The organism is Arthrobacter sp. P2b (genome assembly GCF_900168295.1).
Lineage (GTDB): Bacteria > Actinomycetota > Actinomycetes > Actinomycetales > Micrococcaceae > Arthrobacter.
Genome location: NZ_FVZL01000027.1, coordinates 1 through 19511 on the forward strand (window position 1 = coordinate 1; position 19511 = coordinate 19511).

The 19511-nt window shown below is 66.6% G+C and carries 17 protein-coding genes; 7 read left to right on the forward strand and 10 right to left on the reverse strand.

Annotated elements, in window-relative coordinates; translation table 11 throughout:
* The coding region (locus tag B5520_RS21445) for a DUF222 domain-containing protein (protein ID WP_254865666.1) at positions 1-1061 on the reverse strand (1061 nt) is incomplete at its 3' end.
* A 314-nt stretch (positions 1062-1375) separates the two neighbouring features.
* On the opposite strand from B5520_RS21445, the gene B5520_RS21450 reads away from it, so the two are divergent.
* A complete protein-coding gene (locus B5520_RS21450; RefSeq protein ID WP_079599094.1) occupies positions 1376-1888 on the forward strand; it encodes a hypothetical protein in 513 nt (170 codons plus the stop codon).
* A gap of 39 nt (positions 1889-1927) precedes the next feature.
* Here B5520_RS21450 and B5520_RS21455 read toward each other — a convergent pair whose 3' ends face one another.
* The 6 genes from B5520_RS21455 to B5520_RS21480 form a co-directional block, all read right to left on the reverse strand.
* Positions 1928-3412 (reverse strand): amidohydrolase, encoded by a 1485-nt coding sequence (locus B5520_RS21455; RefSeq protein WP_079599095.1) that lies wholly within the window; start codon positions 3410-3412, stop codon positions 1928-1930.
* Positions 3409-3792, reverse strand: coding sequence for an RNA-binding S4 domain-containing protein (locus B5520_RS21460; protein ID WP_079599096.1), 384 nt, complete (start codon positions 3790-3792; stop codon positions 3409-3411). Before B5520_RS21460 ends, B5520_RS21455 begins: the two co-directional genes overlap by 4 nt.
* 47 nt (positions 3793-3839) lie before the next feature.
* Positions 3840-4967 (reverse strand): sulfite oxidase, encoded by a 1128-nt coding sequence (locus B5520_RS21465; RefSeq protein WP_079599097.1) that lies wholly within the window; start codon positions 4965-4967, stop codon positions 3840-3842.
* Positions 4968-5088: 121 nt separating this feature from the next.
* Positions 5089-5949, reverse strand: a complete 861-nt coding sequence (locus tag B5520_RS21470; RefSeq protein ID WP_079599098.1) for an SDR family oxidoreductase — start codon at positions 5947-5949, stop codon at positions 5089-5091.
* Between the two features lie 4 nt (positions 5950-5953).
* Positions 5954-6958, reverse strand: a complete 1005-nt coding sequence (locus B5520_RS21475; protein WP_079599099.1) for an aldo/keto reductase family protein — start codon at positions 6956-6958, stop codon at positions 5954-5956.
* 27 nt (positions 6959-6985) lie between these two features.
* Complete coding sequence (locus B5520_RS21480) at positions 6986-7786, reverse strand: hypothetical protein (RefSeq protein WP_079599100.1); 801 nt, start codon at positions 7784-7786, stop codon at positions 6986-6988.
* A gap of 160 nt (positions 7787-7946) precedes the next feature.
* Between B5520_RS21480 and B5520_RS21485 the strand changes: the two genes are divergently transcribed.
* A complete protein-coding gene (locus tag B5520_RS21485; protein WP_079599101.1) occupies positions 7947-8315 on the forward strand; it encodes a YchJ family protein in 369 nt (122 codons plus the stop codon).
* A 42-nt stretch (positions 8316-8357) separates the two neighbouring features.
* Here the strand turns inward: B5520_RS21485 and B5520_RS21490 are convergent, their stop codons facing one another.
* The 3 genes from B5520_RS21490 to B5520_RS21500 form a co-directional block, all read right to left on the reverse strand.
* Positions 8358-9179: a hypothetical protein gene (locus tag B5520_RS21490; protein ID WP_079599102.1), complete on the reverse strand. Its 822-nt coding sequence runs from the start codon at positions 9177-9179 to the stop codon at positions 8358-8360.
* Between the two features lie 64 nt (positions 9180-9243).
* Positions 9244-11259, reverse strand: a complete 2016-nt coding sequence (locus tag B5520_RS21495; RefSeq protein WP_079599103.1) for an acyl-CoA dehydrogenase family protein — start codon at positions 11257-11259, stop codon at positions 9244-9246.
* A gap of 61 nt (positions 11260-11320) precedes the next feature.
* Positions 11321-11623: a hypothetical protein gene (locus tag B5520_RS21500; protein WP_079599104.1), complete on the reverse strand. Its 303-nt coding sequence runs from the start codon at positions 11621-11623 to the stop codon at positions 11321-11323.
* Positions 11624-11853: 230 nt separating this feature from the next.
* Between B5520_RS21500 and B5520_RS21505 the strand changes: the two genes are divergently transcribed.
* The 5 genes from B5520_RS21505 (at position 11854) to B5520_RS21525 (ending at position 19460) form a co-directional block, all read left to right on the forward strand.
* The gene (locus B5520_RS21505; protein ID WP_079599105.1) at positions 11854-13311 is read left to right on the forward strand and encodes a DUF3375 family protein; all 1458 of its coding nucleotides are present in this window, start codon (positions 11854-11856) and stop codon (positions 13309-13311) included.
* The gene (locus B5520_RS21510) at positions 13304-14218 is read left to right on the forward strand and encodes a DUF4194 domain-containing protein (RefSeq protein ID WP_254865667.1); all 915 of its coding nucleotides are present in this window, start codon (positions 13304-13306) and stop codon (positions 14216-14218) included. The genes B5520_RS21505 and B5520_RS21510 overlap by 8 nt, the downstream gene beginning before the upstream one ends.
* Complete coding sequence (locus tag B5520_RS21515; protein ID WP_079599106.1) at positions 14215-17676, forward strand: ATP-binding protein; 3462 nt, start codon at positions 14215-14217, stop codon at positions 17674-17676. The genes B5520_RS21510 and B5520_RS21515 overlap by 4 nt, the downstream gene beginning before the upstream one ends.
* A gap of 252 nt (positions 17677-17928) precedes the next feature.
* Positions 17929-18627 carry a hypothetical protein gene (locus tag B5520_RS21520; RefSeq protein WP_079599107.1) on the forward strand — a complete coding sequence of 233 codons (699 nt, stop codon included), beginning with the start codon at positions 17929-17931 and terminating at the stop codon, positions 18625-18627.
* 134 nt (positions 18628-18761) lie between these two features.
* Entirely contained in the window at positions 18762-19460 is a 699-nt protein-coding gene (locus B5520_RS21525) for a hypothetical protein (protein ID WP_139386291.1), read from the forward strand.
* Positions 19461-19511: the final 51 nt, after the last annotated feature.

Below are 19511 nucleotides of genomic sequence, written 5' to 3' on the forward strand. Positions count from 1 at the left end.
GGGGCTGTGTAGAGCCTGCGGACCCAGACGGACAATTCATGCTGATCAGAAGTGCCAGCAATAGCACCATAGCCAACACCAACAGCAGTGCCAGAGCCAGAACCAGAACCGGAACCGGGACCAGAACCAGAACCAGAACCAGAACCAGAACCAGAACCGGAGCCAGAACCGGAACCGGAGCCAGAACCGGAGCCAGAACCAACACCAACAGCAGTGCCAGAACCAGCGTCCGGGGCGGCCATCCCCGCTGAACCGGTGCCGGTTGTCCTGTTCAGGATGGTCTCGCGCGCCCAGTGTGCGGGGACGGTGCCGTAGCCGGTGAGCCGGGCGGGTTCGCTGTCACCTTGAAAGAGGGTGCGGTCGGTCATGACGAGCTGGATGTCGATCCCGGCGATCCCGCCGGGGGTGCCGGTGACGCGTTCGACGAGGAAATCGGCCATAACCTGGCCGCGGGACCGTTCATCACCGCGGGACCGAGCGGCATCAGCGTCCCGGGTGAGGGACGCGTAGGCCGCGACGCCTTGGGCGACCGGAAGGAGTGCTGTCAGATAGGTCATGGTGTCCGGGGCCGGGCGAAGACTCACATTGCGTTCGGTCACGGCACGGCTGGCCCGCCGCGCCACGGACTTCGGGTCCCGCCGGTACGCCGCGGCACGGACAGCGGAAACAATGGCGCGGTCCCCGAACCCGTCAAGGGTGCCGGTGTCCGCGGCGAGCTCTTCGTCCACCGCCTGCCGGTCCTCGACCGATAGGCAGGCTGTTTCCCGCACGACCAGCGTAGAGCGCCATTCATTCAACTGCCCGTTCTGCAGGGCGGCGAACGTTCGCGGCATCTCGGTGACCAGGGCTTTGCCCAGGCCCAGCAGCCTCCCTCCGCGCGCCGGGGACTCCCGCCGCGCCAACGCCACTTGGGCACCAACCCCGGCGCCCAGCTCCCCGGCAGGAACCCCGGCCGCGGCCTGGATCCGGCGCTGGAACAAATCAAAGGCAACAGCAATATCGGCCTGCTTCGCAGCCGCGGCCGACTTCAAATCCTCCAGCTCCCGCAGCTGATCAATCATGCCCGCACCATCAAGGCAAAGAGGCACCGCATCCAGGGCCTCCCGGACATCAGTGACCGACGGGACAGCCAAACGGGCCTCCAAGGCTCCGCTGACATACGGGACAGCAACACGGGCCTCCCGAACATCAGTGACCGACGGCTGAGCAGGAACCGGCGGCACACCAAGAATGCCCGCCCCGCTTACCCCTGCCAACGCCGCAGCCGCTTCCATAAACAAAGTCTTCCAGCAGGGTGTGACAATTGCCCGGAGCCAAAGTTCCTATGTGGATAACGTGGCCCGGACACCCGGAAGGGATCCTGTTCAATGGGACTATGCAATTCACCAGGAAGGGCCTGAAAGCCGAGGGCTTCTCAGGGTTCCGGCCCATCCAGGACCTCGAAATCATGAGGATCCCGCAAACCACCGGACTGTTCGCCGTCCTACGCCCGGAAAACTTCCAGCCCCACTACCTCAAGAAGAGCACCGCCGGCGTCTTCAAGAAAAAGGACCCGACCCTGCCGGAGCCAACAATCACGGCGGAATGGGTAGATGACGCAGCCGTCCTCTACATCGGCAAGGCGGGCCCGGGCAGCAAAGGCAACCGCGGCCTCCGCCGTCAGATCCAGGAATTTGTGGACTTCGGCCAGGGAAAGCCGCCGGGGCACTGGGATGGCCGACTGATCTGGCAGCTTGCAGACGCGGGCAGCCTCCTGATTGCGTGGAAGAAACTGCCTGCAGGGCAACTCAGTACCGCAGAAGCGGCTTACCACGCAGCCTTTGTAGAGGAATTCGGGAAACTTCCGTTCGCGAACCTGGTCCAGGCGCGGACCAAAGCCGGAAGCTGACGCGCGGACGAACCTGACAACAACGAAGGGTGCGGCGACTCAGAACCCAGCCAGGCCGCCGTCGTACGTAAAACGCCCGCCAAGCAGTGTGGCGGCCACAGGCATCGACGCGAGGTCAGGGTCCGCAACCGACAGCGGGTCGGCGTCGAGCAGCACCAGGTCAGCTGGGTCGCCCATCCGGACCACGCCGCGCCCTCGTGTAGAGGCACAGAGCGCCTGCTCCCGCGTTACGGCCTCCTGCGGCTGCCAGGGTTCGCGGCCGTCGAAGGCCGAGCGTGTGGTGGCGGCCGACATGGCGGCCCACGGATCAAGCGGAGCCACCGGAGCGTCGGAGCCAAGAACCAGCGAAGCGCCGGCATCCAGCAGCGAACCCAGCGGAAACGCCCGGTCAGTCCGGCCAAGCCAGTTGGACTCCGCAGCGTCCCGGTCATCCAACGCGTGAACGGGCTGGACACTCGCCACCACACCCAAGGCTCCGAACCGCGGGAAGTCCTCCCGGCGGATGAACTGGGCATGCTCGATCCGGCCGCCCACTCCGGCCCGCTCAAAGGCGTCGAGAGCCACCCGGTTTGCGGCATCGCCGATTGCATGGACGGCAGGAACGAACCCGGTGTCCCGCGCCCGCTCCAACAAAGCCTGCAACTCCGGCTCGCCCACCGTCAGTAACCCGTGCCCACCGAAGGGGTAAGGGTCCACACAGAAGGCAGTCCGCGTGTTGAGCGAACCGTCGATCAGCACCTTGAGCGGCCCGGCATGGAGCAGCCCGTTGCCGCCGTCCAGCTCCTTGCCCGTCTTCATGCCCGCTGCAACGGCCCGCTCAAGATCCGCCGGATAGACCCCGGCCTCAATCCGCAGGGAATCGAAGCCCGCAAAAATCCGGCGCAGCCACGGGTCCCTGTTCCACGTCATTTCAAAATCGACCACGCCCACCACGCCCCTGGCGGCGGCAGCATGCCCGGCCTTGTTGACCCACTCGTCCACCACGGAATCGGGCAGCCGGCCCAGCTCGCGCGTCAGCAGAAACGCGGGTTCCTCGCGCAGCAGCCCGGAAGCGTCCACTTCGAGCGCATACAGTCGGGCGGCAGCCGTGTTCACCCACACGCAGTGCAGGTCGTGACTGATGAGGGCAACGGGCCGTTCGCCGGTGGCGGCGTCAAGCATGTCCCGCGCAGGGGCGTCCGGCCACAGGGCATCGCGGAATCCAACCCCTACTGTGACCGCCGCCCCACCGGGCTTTTCTGCCACAAGACAGCGGCCGACGGCGGCAGCAGCCTCACGTGCCGACGTCGCCTTGGAGAGGTCAAGCCTGTTGGCGTGCATGGCCCATTGCGTGAAGTGGACGTGCTCGTCCCAAAGTCCGGGAATGACGTACCGACCGCCGCAGTCCACGGATGGAACATTGCGGGGCAGGCCCAGCGGTACGTCTGCGGAACGAATCGCGGCGACCACACCGTCCCGAAGGTGAATGTCGGCAACCGTATCCGAACCCGGTTGCCGCACGGACGCGAGGACCAGGTCCGTCATGCAGGGCCGCGGAGACGTTCCATCTCGCGGCGATCCTTCTTCGTGGGCCGGCCGGTACCCCTGTCCCGCTGCGGCAGGCCGAGCGCGGGCGCGATGGGCCTCGGCGGGGTGTGGTCCGTGAAACAGTGTGAGGCCGCTTCCGCGCCAACACGCTTGGCGATCAACCGGCGCACTTCAAGAATCCGCTCGTAGCCCGGCATCCGAACGGTCACGGTATCGCCGGTCACCAAGGTGGCAGACGCCTTGGACGGGCTGCCGTTCAGCCGGACATGCCCCGCACGGCAAGCCGCCGTCGCGGCGGAGCGGGTTTTGTAGGCGCGGATGGCCCACAGCCACGCATCAATACGGACGCTGGCGGGGGAGGAAGGAAGGCTGGTCATGGCTGGCACCGAGTATAGCCCGGCACCTTTTGATATTCAGCGCAAGCTCATTCGACTGTCACACTGACGCGCTGGACCATGTTGTTGCCCAGCCCCTGGTAATTCCAGTTCTGTTCCAGCGGCTGGGTGGCGCCGGTGGCATCCGTCGCCCTGCAGGAGAGCTCATGCACGCCCGGATCCGCCACCCACGGCAGCGTCCACTTGCACCACGCGAATCCGCCGGCCGGCTTGTCCAGCTGGGCGGGCAGCCATGTACCGTCGATGCCCACTTCGACGCCCGTCACCGCACCCTCGCCGGACCATGCCCTGCCCTGCAGCAGCACCGGTCCCGGTGTCAGGATCCGCTTCCGCGTGAAGAAGTCCGGGACGCCCGGCGGGACCATCAGCGATCGCACCCTGATCCGCGAAACCGGTGTGCCGGCGTCGTCCGCGGAGTCCTGGAAGCGGTAGGCGACCCGCTGCTGGTAGCCGGCAAACGGGGCCGCGACCACCTCGATGGACTGCAGCCACTTCACACTGGCCATGCCGTACCAGCCCGGGACCACCAGGCGCAGCGGATAGCCGTGCTGGGGCGGCAGTTCGGTGCCGTTCATTTTGTAGGCAAGGACGACGTCGGCGCGCAGCGCTTCGCGGATCGGCAGGCTCCGCGCGTAATGGTGGGGGACGCCGCCCTGGACCCCGGCATCGGCCCCGGTGAAGACCACCTCCACAGCGTTCTCCAGCACTCCCGCCTTTCCCAGGAGGTAGGCGAGGGGAACGCCCGTCCAATGCGCGGTGCCCACTCCTTCCATAACCCAGGGCTGGCTCATCGGCCGGGGCGTGAGGAGGGACCGGCCGTTGCCGGCGCATTCGAGGGTGACAGGCACGGTGATGGCGGGGTCCTTGCGGAGCGCGGCCATGCTCAGTTCCAGCGCCCGCTCCACCGCCCCGCTGATCCGGAGGTGCCAGGAGGCGGAATCGATATCAGGAATGTCGAAGTGGGTGAGGACGTAGTGCAGTCCCGGGGGAGTGACGTCCCGGCGCAACGCCTCCAGCGGCATGGAGTGGTTCCGCGCGGAAAGCTGCAGCTCCTCCGGTGTCAGGGGACCGGTGGTGGGACCGGCCGGAAGCGCGGCCGGTTCCCCACGACTTTCGGTTGGAGACGCGGACTGCAGGTTGTCGTGGATCTGCTTCATGGCGGGTGCGATTCTGCTCGGCGGGACGCTCTTGGGGCTCGATGATGCCTTGCCACAGGTTTACGCCCGCCCCCGCCGGCCCGTCAACGCCTTCCTGAGGCTTCCCCGGCGGTGGCGCCAGCTACAGAACCGGACGGGTCAGGAACTCCGCCAGGCTGATGGGGTCCTGGCCGGTGAGCCCGTGGACATCCGGGGAGACGCCGGCCATTTCCCCTGCCGCCATGGCCGTGTAGGTGCTGACCCAGGCGTCCAGTTGCCACTGCGGTACGCCGTACGGTGCCCGCGATGCATAAGCCTCGTCCACCGTCTCCGGTTGGAAGCTGACGGTCCGCCCGGTCCCTTCCGTGATAACTTCGGCGGCCCGCGCCAGGGTCAATTCCTCGGGGCCGGTGAGGTTGTACGTCTTGCCCTGGTGGATGGCGGGATCGCGCAGGACGGCCAGGGCGCAGCGCGCAATGTCTTCCCGGGCAACGCCGGCAAAGGCGCCCTCGCCGGCAGGGCCGCGGATCACGCCGTCCTCCCCGGCCAGGCGCGGGAGGAAGTCGAGGTAGAAGTTGTCCCGCAGGAACGTGTACTTCATGCCTGACGTCCGGATGTGCTCCTCCGTGGCGTAGTGGTCGCGGGCCAGCGTAAAAGTGGCATCCGGCGCCGCCCCGTACAGCGAGGTGTAGACGACGTGCTCCACCCCTGCTGCGGCGGCTGCGTCCACGAAGGCGGCATGCTGCTGCACCCGGTCCTCGGTCTCCGCGGCGGACACCATGAACAGCACCTTGGCGCCGTCCAGGGCCCGGCGCGCCGCGTCGGAATCCGAGTATGAGCACACCACTGATGTTGCGTTGTCCAGTTGCGGGGCGCGGCCGGCGTCCCGCACCAGCAGGCGCTGGGCGGAACCGGCCGCGGCAAGCTGCCGGGCCACCATCCCGCCCAGCCCGCCGGTGGATCCGGTAACGGCGAGGCCGGGCAGATCCGAAGCGGACGCCATGTGCTTACGCCTCCCGCTTGGCCGGCGACTTGGTCTGCGCCGGGTCACGCTCGGCCAGCGACCCGATGGCATCGTCAATCTTCTTGAGGACCTCGGGCTCCAGCTTCACGCCGGCGGCCGCCACGCTGTCCGCGATCTGCTCCGGCCGTGACGCACCCACGATGGCCGAGGCCACGTTGGGGTTCTGCAGCACCCAGGCCACCGCCAACTGCGGCATGGAGAGGCCGGCTTCCTCGGCGATGGGCTTGAGTTCCTGCACTCCTGACAGGACGTCGTCGCGCATCCAGCGCTCGATCATCCTGGCCCCGCCCTTCTCGTCCGTGGCCCGGCTGCCCTCCGGGGCGGGCTGGCCGGGAAGGTACTTGCCGCTGAGGACGCCCTGGGCCATGGGCGACCAGACGATCTGGGACACACCCAGTTCCTCCGACGCCGGCACCACCTCGGCCTCGATGACCCGCCACAGCATGGAGTACTGGGGCTGGTTGGAGATGAGCTGGAAGCCCAGCTCCCTGGACAGTGCGTGGCCGTCCCGGAGCTGCTTGGCGGTCCACTCGCTGACACCGATGTAGAGCGCCTTGCCCTGCCGGACGATGTCGGCGAACGCCTGCATGGTCTCTTCGAGCGGCGTCTCGTAGTCGTAGCGGTGGGCCTGGTAGAGGTCCACGTAGTCGGTCTGCAGCCGGCGCAGTGAGCCGTTGATGGACTCCATGATGTGCTTGCGGGAGAGGCCAAGATCGTTCTTGCCCTTGGGGCCGGTAGGCCCGTAGACCTTGGTGAAGATTTCCAGGGATTCGCGGCGCTCGCTCTTCAACGCTTCGCCGAGGACTGTTTCCGCTGCGGTGTTGGCGTAGACGTCTGCCGTATCAAAGGTGCTGATGCCTGCGTCGAGGGCTGCCCGGACACACTGGGTGGCGACGTCGTTTTCCACCTGCGAGCCGTGGGTGAGCCAGTTGCCGAACGTGATTTCCGAGACTTTGAAACCGCTGTTTCCGAGGTATCTGAATTCCATGGGTTTCACGCTAGCCCAGATGGTTGCTCAGGGTAAGGGCTGTTTGCCCTTCTCGGGAGTACCCGCGGGGGCTGACCTTTTCTGGGCGGGCGCCGAACCTTTCAGCACCTGCGGGCCGGTGAGCGACACGAGCGATCCGGTGTCCAGCGGTGCCAGCGGCTCGGGGTGCTGGGGTTTCTTGAAGGAGGGCGGAACCTCCCGGAGAGGGCGGTGGTTATGCAGGGACGACTCCACGAGCGGGGCCACCTCCACCACTTTCTCGGCCGGGACCTGTGGATCCGGCAGGTCCCGCACCGACAGTTTGATCTCCGGCGCCGCTGCGCGCGTCCTGGCCATGGCCCGGGAATCCGCCTCGGCAACGGCCGAGGCCCAGTCCTCAGCCAGGACCGGTGGTTCGCGACGCGCGGCCGTCAGGGCGGGATGATGGACGACGGCGGTGCGCAGCGCCGACTTCAGGTGTGCCGGCTTCAGGGCGGCGCGCCAGTCGCGCGGCTTCCCTGCGGCAGTCCTGCCGAAGGTCCTTGATAGCAGCCCTGCCCGTGCCGGGCCGGACGGGGGTGCGGCGGCAGCACCGTCGTCGGACGCGTCCTTTTGGTCCGCGCCTCTTTGGTCCGCGAGCCGCGTTCCGTACAGCTGGACGAGCGGGATGGAGTCCTTACGGACGCGCCTGCCGAACAGGCCCATCAGAACGGCCGCGGCCAGGCGGCCGACGCCGGCAAGCACCAGGGTGATGACCCCCAGCAGGAAGAGGACAAAAAACATCAGGAATGCGACGCCCACCGTGCCCAGGAAGGTCAGGTTGAGGATGAGCGTATCCGGATTGTCCACGTCATCTCTCCTCTCCGCCAGGGCAGCAGTCCTTCTCCACCATACGGATTTTTGCCGGAGCATGCCGCCGCGCGCAGCGGCGGGTCCGAGGTTGTATCGAAGCTGTTACCGGATATGACAACATCGGGATATGGCTGAAAATCGGGGACAGGAACGCTGCATGTGCCTGTCCGGAGAGCAATATGGACAGTGCTGCGGGCGCTTCCATTCCGGTGCCGCGGAGGCCGCCACCGCCGAGCAGCTCATGCGCTCCCGTTACAGTGCATTTTTCCTGCTGGACGCCGGTTATCTGCTGCGCACCTGGCATCCGGAAACCGCGCCGGCCGAGCTTCCCCTGGACCCGGCCATGGAGTGGCGGCGCCTGGATGTTCTTTCCGCCAGCCGCGGCGGTCCGTTCGATACCGAGGGAACGGTCGAGTTCAAGGCCCACTACCGGGACGGGAACGGGCGCGGCGTCCTGCACGAGGTGAGCAGGTTCGCGAGGGAAAACGGCCGCTGGTACTACCTGGACGGAGAGGTCCTCGCCTGACGAGCGGGACAGAACCGAAGAAGCCATGGCTCGCCCACCAGGTTACTCGTCGTGGTCGTTGTCCGGCGTGAACCCGGCCCGGTCCACTTTGCGGTGGAACCTCATCCCGGCGAGCCCGCCAAGCACGGCACCCACCAGGGCGACAGCCGCTACCACGACGGCGGCGATGATGCTGGTGGTGGTCAGCTGCCCCTCGTTGATGGGGATGCGGGGGAAGCTGTTCAGGTTGGCCAGCACATTGAACTGCTGGCCTGCCACCATTCCGAGGACGGCGATGACGATGGCGGCGATCAGCGCCCAGATCCACACCATCAGGCCCTGCTTGGCGCCGTTGAAGCGCGCCATGCGCCCTGCAACGTAACCGCCGCAGTAGTAGGAGAGGAAGAGGATCACGAGCAGGATGATGATGCCCACCAGGCCTACCGTGCCCTGGTTCTGGGCGGCCTGGTTCACGGCTTCGTTGACGTCCGTGTTGCTCGCCAGGCCCACTGCGGTCCCGGCCGCAGCCACCAGGGCTGTCAGCAGGACCGCCATACCGGTGGCCGTCAGCCAGCCAAAGAAGGCCGAGCCCACTTTGATGCCGCCGAACTGCTCCTTTTCCCGCGCGACGGCGGTTTGCCGGTCGGTCAGGCCGGGGTCAACAACGGGCGCCGGGGCAGTCGCTGCAGGAGTGTAGTCCCGCTCGGCGTACGGCGCGGACCGCTCCGTATAGGTGGAGGCCGGTTCCGCATCTGCTGCCGGCACCTGCTCAAAGGAGCGGGTGCTCTGGCTGTCCGAATCTGCGGCACGGTAGCTTCCGCTCCGGTTGTCATCCTCCCGGGCTCGCCGCGGGGGCAGGTTCTCTGGGTCGGTTGAGCTGCTCATGGCTCAACTCAACCACCCAGTTACAGAGATAGCAAGCGTGCTTACTATTTTGTGACCTGCGGTTTTACCTGTAGTTCCTGTGCATATTGGCTTTTTTCGAGGGGCCGGGGGAAGCATCGGCGATCCAGGGGCCGGTCCCTTCGGACTGGTCCAGGATGCCTTCCTCCAGCCAGGTGTAATCGCCGGCGAGGACTTTGCGCGTCAGCCCGCGGTCGCCGTCGTCCGTGTTCCGCCAGAGCTGATCGAAGTACTCGTCCACGCGCACCCGCGCCTGCTCGCAGAATGCCTCGGCCAGCTCGTAGGCGCTCGCCGCCCGCTCCGGCGCGGTGTGAAGGAGCATCTCGGCGCGGGAACAGCACGCGGCCATCGCAAACAACTCGGCACCGATGTCCACCACCCGGCCCAGGAATGCCTGCTTGTACGCCAGGTTGGCCTGCCAGCGCCCCATGCCATAGAAAGTCTGGCGGGCCAGCCTGCGCGAGGACCTTTCGACGAACCGCAGCTGCTTGGCCAGCCGCCCGAATTCGCTGTAGGAGCGGGGGTCCATTCCGGCCCCGGCCACCAGTTTGGGCAGCCACTTGGCGTAAAAACCCGAGGCCCCGACGGCTGCCTTCGCCTTGTCCTGCAAGCTTGCCGTGACCGACGCGAGGTCGCCGGCGGCGGCGAGGTGGGCGTCCACGGCTTCGCGGGCAATGAGGAGCTTCATGATCTCCGACGAACCTTCGAAAATCCGGTTGATGCGAAGATCCCGCAGCTGCTGTTCAGCCGGAACGGCGCGCTCGCCCCGGGCTTCCAGGGACTCGGCCGTCTCGAAACCGCGGCCGCCGCGGATCTGCACCAGCTCGTCGGCGATCCGGCAGCTGGTCTCCGTGGACCACAGCTTGGCCAGTGCCGCCTCGATCCGTACGTCCTTCTGGCCGGCGTCGGCAAGTTCGGCGGAGAGTTCGAAGACTGCGTCCAGGGCAAAGGCGGAGGCGGCGATGAAGGCGATCTTCTTGCTGACTGCCTCGTGCTTGCCGACGGACTGCCCCCACTGGACCCGCGCATTGGACCACTCGCGGGCGATCTTCAGGCTCCAGCGGCCGGAGGCCACGCACAGCGCCGGGATGGAAAGCCGGCCGGTGTTCAGCGTGGTGAGGGCGATTTTCAGGCCCTGTCCCTCGCGCCCCAGCCTGTTCGCCGCCGGAACACGGACCTGGTGGAAGCGGGTGACGCCGTTTTCGATGCCGCGCAGGCCCATGAAGGTATTGCGGTTCTCCACGGTGATGCCGGGGGAATCCATTTCCACCACAAAGGCGCTGATGCCGCCTTTGTGCTCGGTTCCGTCAGCGTCGGTGTGCGCGGGAACCACTGCCATCACCACCACCAGCTCGGCGATGACGCCGTTGGTGGTCCAGAGTTTTACGCCGTCAAGGATGTAGGCCTGGCCGTCCTCGGTGGGAACTGCCGTGCTGCCCATGCGGGCGGGATCGCTGCCCACGTCCGGTTCCGTCAGCAGGTAGGCGGTGACGGCCCCGGCTGCGCACCGTGGCAGGTACTCGCGCTTTTGTTCGGGGGTCCCGAACACCTTCACGGGTTCCGGCACGCCGATGGACTGGTGCGCAGAGAGCAGGGCGCCAAGGCTCGGATGGACGCTGCCCAGCAGCGCCAGGGCGCGGCCGTAGTACACCAGTGAGAGCCCCAGGCCGCCGTATTCCCGCGGGATCTTCATGCCGAAGACGCCCAGTTCGGCGAGGCCCCGAAGGTATTCGTCCGGGATCTTGGCGTCCCGCTCAATGACCCTTCCCGACAGGGTCCGGGCGTATTCGGCCAGGCGGGCCATGAACGCTTCGCCGCGTTCCACGTCTTCATCCCTGGCAGCAGGCCAGGGATGAATGAGGCTGAGGTCGAAGCTGCCCAGGTAAAGGCCCTTGGCAAAACTGGGCCTGTCCCAGCCGGTCTCGCGCGAGGCCTCGGCAAGCGCCCGGGCATCCTCGGCGGTGGCGTCGGACCCGAGACTGCTTGACGCGACGGGAACCTCTGCGGGCGGCGCGTCGGTGCCGGGAGCTTGGGTGGAGGGGGAGTCAGTTGCGGAGGTCATGGGTCATCTCCTTGGCCGGATCGGCCGGTGTAGCCATGGATCCGCCGGGTTGGAGAACCCTTTAGCTGTCTCTCAATATTACCCGCGGGTAAGTTCCGGTGCTAGGGGAGGCCTGGGCCTGGAAGTCCCCGCCAGCTTCGGCGGCGGAGGCGCTGTGCACCAGCCGGTCCCATCCTGCGTTGATGCCGTGGACGACGCCCAGAAGCGTATTGACCACCACCATCCAGGTCAGCTTTCCCGCGCCGAGCAGCACCAGGGCAATCAGCCCTGCCACCACCACGAATGCTGCCAGGATGAAGGCGAACACCAGCGTTCCGATAAAGACCAGAGTGCTGGTTTCCACTGCGCTTAGATCGAACTGCATGAGTCCCCCTGCTGCCACGTTGCTTTTGGTGAAGATCAGTAGCAGAAGCGTAGGGGTACGCTCGCGTGGCCAGCCAGAGCCGCGGCAGCCTGGGGCAGCTGTTGATATGGGATCGAAACACTACCGCTAAGTAGGTCACGGAGTGGTCGCGGCGCCTGCGTTAACCTTGTAGTTGGCAGTTTTCCGTTCCTGCCGCCGCCCCCGCCCCGCAAACAGCCCAAGGAGAGTGTGTGCCCCGCTCCGCCAGGTCATCCGCTGACGCCATCAGCGCCCGGCTTCGGGACCTCGAACTCCTCACCAAAGGACCTGCCTGGGCGCTGACGCGTTCGGCCCCCTGGGTGATCGCGGTGCTGCAGGCTTCCTTTACCCGCACCCGTCCGCAACTGCCGCTCGAGGAGTTCCACGCCGACGTCGACTCCTTCCTTGAGGAACTGCGGCGGCAGGATCCGGGGCTGGGCGGCGGAGCCAACGGGAAGTCCTTCGGTGACGAATGGACGCGCCGGCAGTTTTTGACCCGCCGGAACCAGTCCGGCCAGATTGTCTACGAAGTCACCGAACCCGCCGCCCGCGTGCTCGCCTTCCTGGACAGCCTTTCCAGCGAACGCTCCACATTGAACGGGTCGCGGCTGGGCACACTGCTGGGGGACGTGGAAAAGCTCGCCAACGAGACCAACCCGGACCAAAGCGCACGCCTTGAGTCCCTCGAAGAGGAGATCGAAGAGCGCCAGCAGCTGATCCAGGACATCGCCAGCGGCGAGTTCGACGGTTTGCTGGACGACGACGAAGCGGTGGAAGCCGCAGGAAACATCCTCGACCTAGCCGCCAGCCTCCCCGCTGACTACAAGAAGATGCGTGACCGGATCGAGGAACTGGTGGGAGAACTCCGCAACCAGATCATCGAGGAATCGCTCAGCAAGGGTGCCACCATGGCCCAGGTGCTGGAGGCGGACAAGCGGCTCCGGCAAAGCCCAGAAGGCAGGACCTTCCGCTCCTTCACGGCCTTCCTGGAGGACCCGCAGCAGCAACTGAGGTTCCGGTCCGCCATCGGGGAGGTGCTCAGCCGGCAGTTCGCGGACGACCTGAGCCCCGAGGACCGTGAAACCCTGAAGAACCTGGTGGCTGAACTGCGCCAGCAGCACAGCCAGATCCAGCGCATCTACGGCAAACTCAGCGAAAGCCTCAACACCTACGTCCAAAGCGACGACTTCCGCCAGTCCGTCCGGCTCCGCCAGGTCCTGCGCGAAGCCGAGCAGGCCATCCGCTCCCTCCCGTACGAACGCGACCGGCCGGGCCTGGTGCCCGGCCCGGTCCTTTACAACGCCGGCTTCGAGTCCCTGTCCATGGTGAAGCTCTTCGACCCCGACGAGTTCGCAGCCCCGCCAAAACTCGCGGACCCCATCGCCTTCACGGACTCTGACCGGGTGCGCTCGCCGAGGACCGGCAAGGCCAAACCCGAGGTCATCCGCTCCGCCATGGCCGGAGCCGCGACGCTCGCGGACGCGTGGCAGCAGCTTCCGCCCGAGGAGCAGCACATCAACACCATCCGCGCCCTCCTCTCGCAGGCCCTGCACGCCGGGGCGGACTTCAACCGCGGCGCCTGGGACGGCCTGGACTTCGAACAGATAGACGGCACCACACGCAGGGCCTACCTGCCCATGGTCACGCTCGCAAAGGATTCTGATGACTGAAGAAATGACGACGGCGGATGAGACCGCGGCAGTCGAGCCGGCGGTTGAGCCTGAAGTCCCGGTGGTTGAGCCTGACATTCCGGTGGTTGAGCCTGTCGAAACCCAGGACGCCTGGACCCCCGCAACCACCGGAGGAGTCACGCCCCGCGACGCCTTCATCGACGGCGCTGCCCTCTTCCCGGGGGACACCGGGGTGCTGTCCATGAAGGTCCGGCAGGCGCTGGTGAAGCTGCTCAAAGGTCCGTACATTGACGGCGGCCGCGACGAGAAGCTGTGGACTGTGCTGCTGGACAACCAGGTGATCCTGCGCAGCCGCCTGTCCGAGCTCTTCCTTGCCATGCAGCTGGACCACGAACGGAAGATCGCCGTCCTGCGCCCCGTGGACCCCGACGCCATCGGCGGCAGCACCCGCTCCAGCATCCTCAGGCAGCAGCGCGCACTGAGCCGCGTGGAGACCATCGTGCTCCTCCGGCTGCGCCTGCTCCTGGACCGGCACGTCACCGCCCAGACCGACCCCACCATCACCCGCGAGGAAATCGCGGACCTGGTCACCCATTACCAGCCCGCCGGCCAACAGGACGCCCTCCGCGACTCGGACGTGGTCACCCGGGCCATCACCAAGCTCCTGGCCCGCCAACTCCTCCTGCCCACGGGCCTGGATGACGTCTACACCATCTCCAACGCCCTGCCCCTGGCCCTGCCCTTCGAAAACATCGGCGACATCCCGGCCCACATTGAGGCCCTGGTTGCAGCCTCCACCGACCAGTCAGGAACAGAACCCCTCCTGGACCTCGACAGCGACCCGCAGGAAGTGGATGACGACGCCGCTGCGGACGGTGAGCTACCTCAAGGCGCAGGACCGTCGTCGTACCCAGCCATGACCACCGAAGATGGGGGTGCCAAATGAGTATCGCGAGCATGCTCCCGATCGGAGAAGTGACGAACCCCGGCCAGATGCGGCTTGCGTTGGTGCAGGTGGTCAACTGGGGAACGTTCCACGGGGCGCACACAATGCACGTGGACCGGAACGGAACGCTGCTGACGGGTAATTCGGGCGTTGGTAAGTCCACGTTGTTCGACGCGATGCTGCGGGTTTTCGATGCCCGCCCGCGGTCCAATGAGGCTGCTGCGCAGCGGTCGGGCGGGGCTGTGGAGGACAAGCGGACCACGTTCACGTACATGCGCGGCAAGGTGGGCGACAAGGCCGTGGGCGAGGGCTCCGCGAGTGCCTTCCAGCGGCCGGGTGCCACCTGGTCCGCCGTCGCCCTGACGTTCGACAACGCCGCCGGCACTAAGGTGACGGTTTCGGCCCTGTTCGACCTGCCGAAAAACGGTACGGAGTCGAGCGTTGGCCGGTTCTACCTGATCGACACCGTGCCCCTGGACCTGGAAGCGGTCGAGGGCATCGCGGACAAGAGGTTCACGAAGGCTGCGCTGGAAACGGTGTTCCCGCACGCGCAGGTTTTCGACGTCCACAAGGCCTTCGCCGAGCGGTTCCGCCGCCTGCTGGGCATCAACTCGGACCAGGCGCTTCCGCTCCTGCGCGTGATCCAGGCGGGCAAGGGCCTGGGCGGCAGCGTCAACACCTTCTTCCGGGACCAGGTCCTGGACGCCCCGGCCACCCTCGCCGCCGCGGATGACGTGGTGGAGGAATTCAGCAACCTGATGTCCATCCGGCAGCGGCTGGAGGATGTCCGGCAGCAGCGGGACCAGCTTGCTCCCGTCCCGGGCCTGAACCGGGAGTACGCGCAGTCGCTCCTGGACGCCAACCGGCTCCGCGAGCTGGCGGGCGGTGAGTTTGAGGCCTACAGGCAGCGGCTGGCGGTCACGGTCCACCAGAAAACGCTGGCCCGGTTCAAGGAGCTGGCCCAGGCGAAGGCCAAAGAGCTCGGCGCCGAGCGTTCCGTCCGCGACGGGCTGGCCAAGGAACTGCGCGAGCTGGAGACCGACTACAACAGCCAGGGCGGCAACGCGATTTCAGCCATCGAGCAGTCGCTGGAGAACGCGCGGGTGGGGCTGAAGCTCCGCCGGCAGGTGGAGGAGGCGGCGCAGCAGGCCCTGGCCGACGCCGGGTTGCAGCTTGAGTGGACGGCGGAGGGCTGGGAGCAGGCGCACGAGCAGGCGGCGGCCCGTTCCGCCGAATTGAAGGACGATTCGCAGGCGCTGCAGGAGCTGCGGTTCGAGGCCTTTGACGCCCACGCGACGAAGAAGCGCGAGCTGGCAGCGGCTGAGCAGGAGCTCGTGTCCCTGAGGACGCGCAAGTCCCTGCTGCCGCCGTCGAGCATTGAAAACCGTGCCGCAATTGCTGCCGCCACCGGCATCCCCGAGGACCGGATGCCGTTCGCGGGTGAGCTGATGGACTTGGCCGAGGGCGAGGAGCGCTGGCGGCCCGCCGCCGAACGCGCCCTCCGCAGCCTTGCCACCACCCTCCTGGTTCCCGGCGAGCATTTTGGAGCCGTAACCCGGTACCTGAACGGCCACAACGTCCGCGGTGCGCTGCGGGCGGTGGACGTGTCCAAGCCCCTGGCCGGCGGCGCGCTTGCCGTGGAGGACGTGCGCGACGGCGACCTGCTGACCAAGCTGGACATCCTCGCCACAGGCACGGCTGCTGAGCCGGGTGCATGGATCCGCGAGCGGATCGCCCTCGACTTCGCCTTCCCGTGCGTGGAGGATCCGGACGAACTGGCCGCGCTGGACAAGGGCCTGAGCCTGGGCGGCGTGGTCAAGCGCAACCGCCACACGGTGGAGAAGGATGACCGCTTCACCAGCCGCCAGGACTACGTTCTGGGGTTCGACAACGCCGCCAAGCTGGAACTCGTGGCCGGCCAGGTGGAGGACCTCCGGCAGGAAGTTGCCAAGGCAGCCGAGTTGGCCCAAAGCCGCGAGGATTCGCATCAGGGCATGAGCCGGCAGCTTGACGCCCTGCGGCGGATCGCCGAGGACCACCGGCCTTGGGAGCAGGTGTCCGCGGCGGTTGCAGCGGACGAACTGGCCAGGATCGAGCAGCGGCTGAAGGACGCATTGGCTGCGCAGGCGGACCTGGAGCCCCTGCGTGCCACCATCGAGGAGATGCGGCAGAAGCACCAGTCCAGCACCGAGGCGGCCGCGGTCCTGCAAAGCGAGTACAAGGCGCTGGACAGGCAGCTCACCACCGCCGATTCGCTGCTGGAAGGGGCCCGGGAACGCCTGGCCCAGGCGCCGCCGTCGGACGCCACGGTCACGGCTCTGGACCCCTACTTCGCCGAGTTCGGCGACGTGGCGGAAATGCACGAGCTGGACAACCTGGCCAACCGGGTGCGGACTGCCCTTCTGGGCGAACTGCACGCGGCGGAGTCCCGCGGGCAGGCCACGGCGGAACGGCTCACCCGCATTTTTGAGGGTTTCGTGCGGGAATGGGGCAGCGCCATTTCCGCAGACCATGGAACCACCATCGGTGCTGCCAGCGACTTCGAGAGCCGCTACCATGCGATCGTCAGCGACGGCCTGCCCGCCCAGGAGTCCGAGTTCCGGCAGTTCTTCAACCAGCGGACCCACGAGTCCTTCAGCACCCTGCTGCACCTGCTCGATGAGGAACGGCGCTCCATCACCAGCCGCATCCTCCCGCTGAACGGAATTCTCTCCCAGGTGAACTTCCACGAGGGCAGCTTCCTGGAGCTGGACATCAAGCAGACCCTGCCGCCTACTGCCAAGCAGTTCAAGGACGCCATCCAGAACGCCCTCAAGGCCCGGCACACAAGGCCAGCCAGGACCGAGGCCGGCAGGGACAACGCGGCCCCGGAGCGGGACGACGACGCCGAGCTCACCGCACGCTACAAGTCGCTGGAAACCTTGGTTAAGCGGTTGGGCTCGCAGGCCCCGGAGGACCGTCGCTGGCGGGCCGAGGTGCTGGACGTCCGCGGGCACCTGTTCATCCAGTGCAAAGAGCACCGCGAGGTGACGGGGCCGCGTGGCGGCAAGAAGACCGAGGTCTTTATGCACGCCGATACCGGGTCAATGTCCGGCGGTGAGCGGCAGCGCTTCACGGCGTTCATCATGGCGGCGGCACTGAGCTACCAGCTGGGCATTGCCGAACAGGGCTTCACGACGTACGGCACCGTGATGATGGATGAGGCGTTTGTGCTGGCCTCTGAAGAGTTCGCGGGCGCCGGCATCAAGGCGTTGCACGAATTCGGCTTCCAGCTCCTGCTCGCAGCTCCGGAGAACGTGATCGACCTGTCCCGGCACCTCGGCTCCGTGACCGAGATTCTCCGGGACAGGCGCACCAACCGGTCCGGCGTCCTTACCGCTCCCGTGATCCGGCCGCGCCCGGGCGAAGAGGGAGCGTGGCGGTCGGAGGCTAATCCGGTGGACATCGTGCTGCGCTGACACGCCATCTGAAAGCAACGCGGGGTCACTCCCTGCCCGCTCAAACGCCAAGATCGGGCCGGATGTGGCTTCGCGTTGCTGTATATAACAAATTGATGGATTTATTGTGATTGCTCTGGTGTGCGGTGATTTTGCTGTGCCACTCTTGGTCCATCACATCACCCCGCCTGAATGATCCCCCTGGGCGCTGCGGAACGCTGGGTCCCGCACCAACCCCAAGAGACCAAAGGCGCTCTCTTGAAAGGCACTCCGATGCGCCCAGCCCACCGCGCAAACTTCTTCCTCGTAGCCACCGCTGCTGCCGCTCTTTCCCTCGCAGGCTGCGCGACAGGCACCCCTGCCGGGAGCGGGGCTCCCTCCACGGCGCCTGCCACCCAGTCGGCTACGCAGACGGCTACGCAGAGTCCGGCTCCAACCATCGTTCCCGCTGCTACCTCGTCACCCGTTCCCAAAGGGCCGGTGACCTTCACCTTCGCAGACGGCCGCCTGTCCTTCGCCCACCCGGAGGGCTGGAGCGTGGAGCATGAACAGGTTTCGGCCTCCCCCGCAGTGGAGACGGCGACCGTCCTGGATGCCGGCGGCAAGGAGCAGATCAACATCTACTACAGCCAGGTTGGCGATGCTACGGCCGGCAATGTCTCCAGGAACATCATTGAGACTGATCCGGTACCTGGACTGATCGGAGCTTCTGTTCCCACGCCCAGTTCTTCGTTCTTCATTGATCGAGCTGATGGCGTTACTCATTACCGGATGGGGCTGACACCGGGATCGCCAGTCTCGCCGGACGGGCAGGTGCAATACGGTCTTGTAAGGATCGGCGACCGTATTTTGACTGCGGACGTGCTGTTTACTGAACCGCGGTTTGAAGGTGATGACGCAGCGCAAACCTGGTACTGGAGTGATGAGGGCCGGGCCCTGAAGTCGGTGCTGATGAGCTTCTCCTACCGCTGACCCCCGTTGATGTGGTGTGCCACCCCGTGGCGCACCACATCACTATCTCGAAAGGCACTCCCATGCGTTCGCCACGGCGTGTGATTTTTTCCCTCTCGGTTACGGCATCAGCCGCACTCTTCCTGAGTGGCTGCATGGTCAACGCGTCGGTCGAAAACCGGGACGCGGCAACGGCCCCGGCCACCCAGCCGCCCTCCGCCAGCGCTCCGCCAGCCACCCCTTCGGAAAAGCCGACGACGACAGCCGCGCCGCCGCCCATCACTGCGCCGGCGGAGCCGCTCCCGTCGGCCGCCCCGCCGTCGTCGTCCGATCCGGCACCCGCTCCCGCCGAGCCCGTCACCTTTACCTTTCCCGACGGCCGGCTGTCGTTTACCCATCCGGCCGGCTGGCGGGTGGAGCACAGCCAGGGTGGGGCGTCACCCTCTGTTGAAAACGTGACTGTGTATGACGCCAGCGGGAACGAGCAGATCGGGATCTTCTACAGCGAGGTGGGGGGTGGTGTTGCCGGTCCCCACACCAGGACAGCGTTCTTCTCAGAGCCGGTACCGGGACTGCAGGGGCATTCAGGTCCTGAAACCGCCCACGCCTCCTTCTATGTCGACCGTATCGACGGCGCCCCCCATTACCGGCTGTCGCTAACGCACAGGGCAGCCGTCTCGCCGGATGGCACGGAAGGCGCTGACGTTGTCATCGTCGGCGGCAACCGAGTGCTGGCTGCAAACGTCGTATTCACTGGAGGGCCATTTGCCAGTGACGAGGCGGCTAAGGCCTGGTTCGCCGGGTCTGAAGGCCAGGCGCTGACGGCGATTCTGATGAGCTTTTCCTACCGCTGACCCGCCGTTAAGGAAGCCCGCCCCCGCATCCGTGAGGGCGGGCTTCCTTGT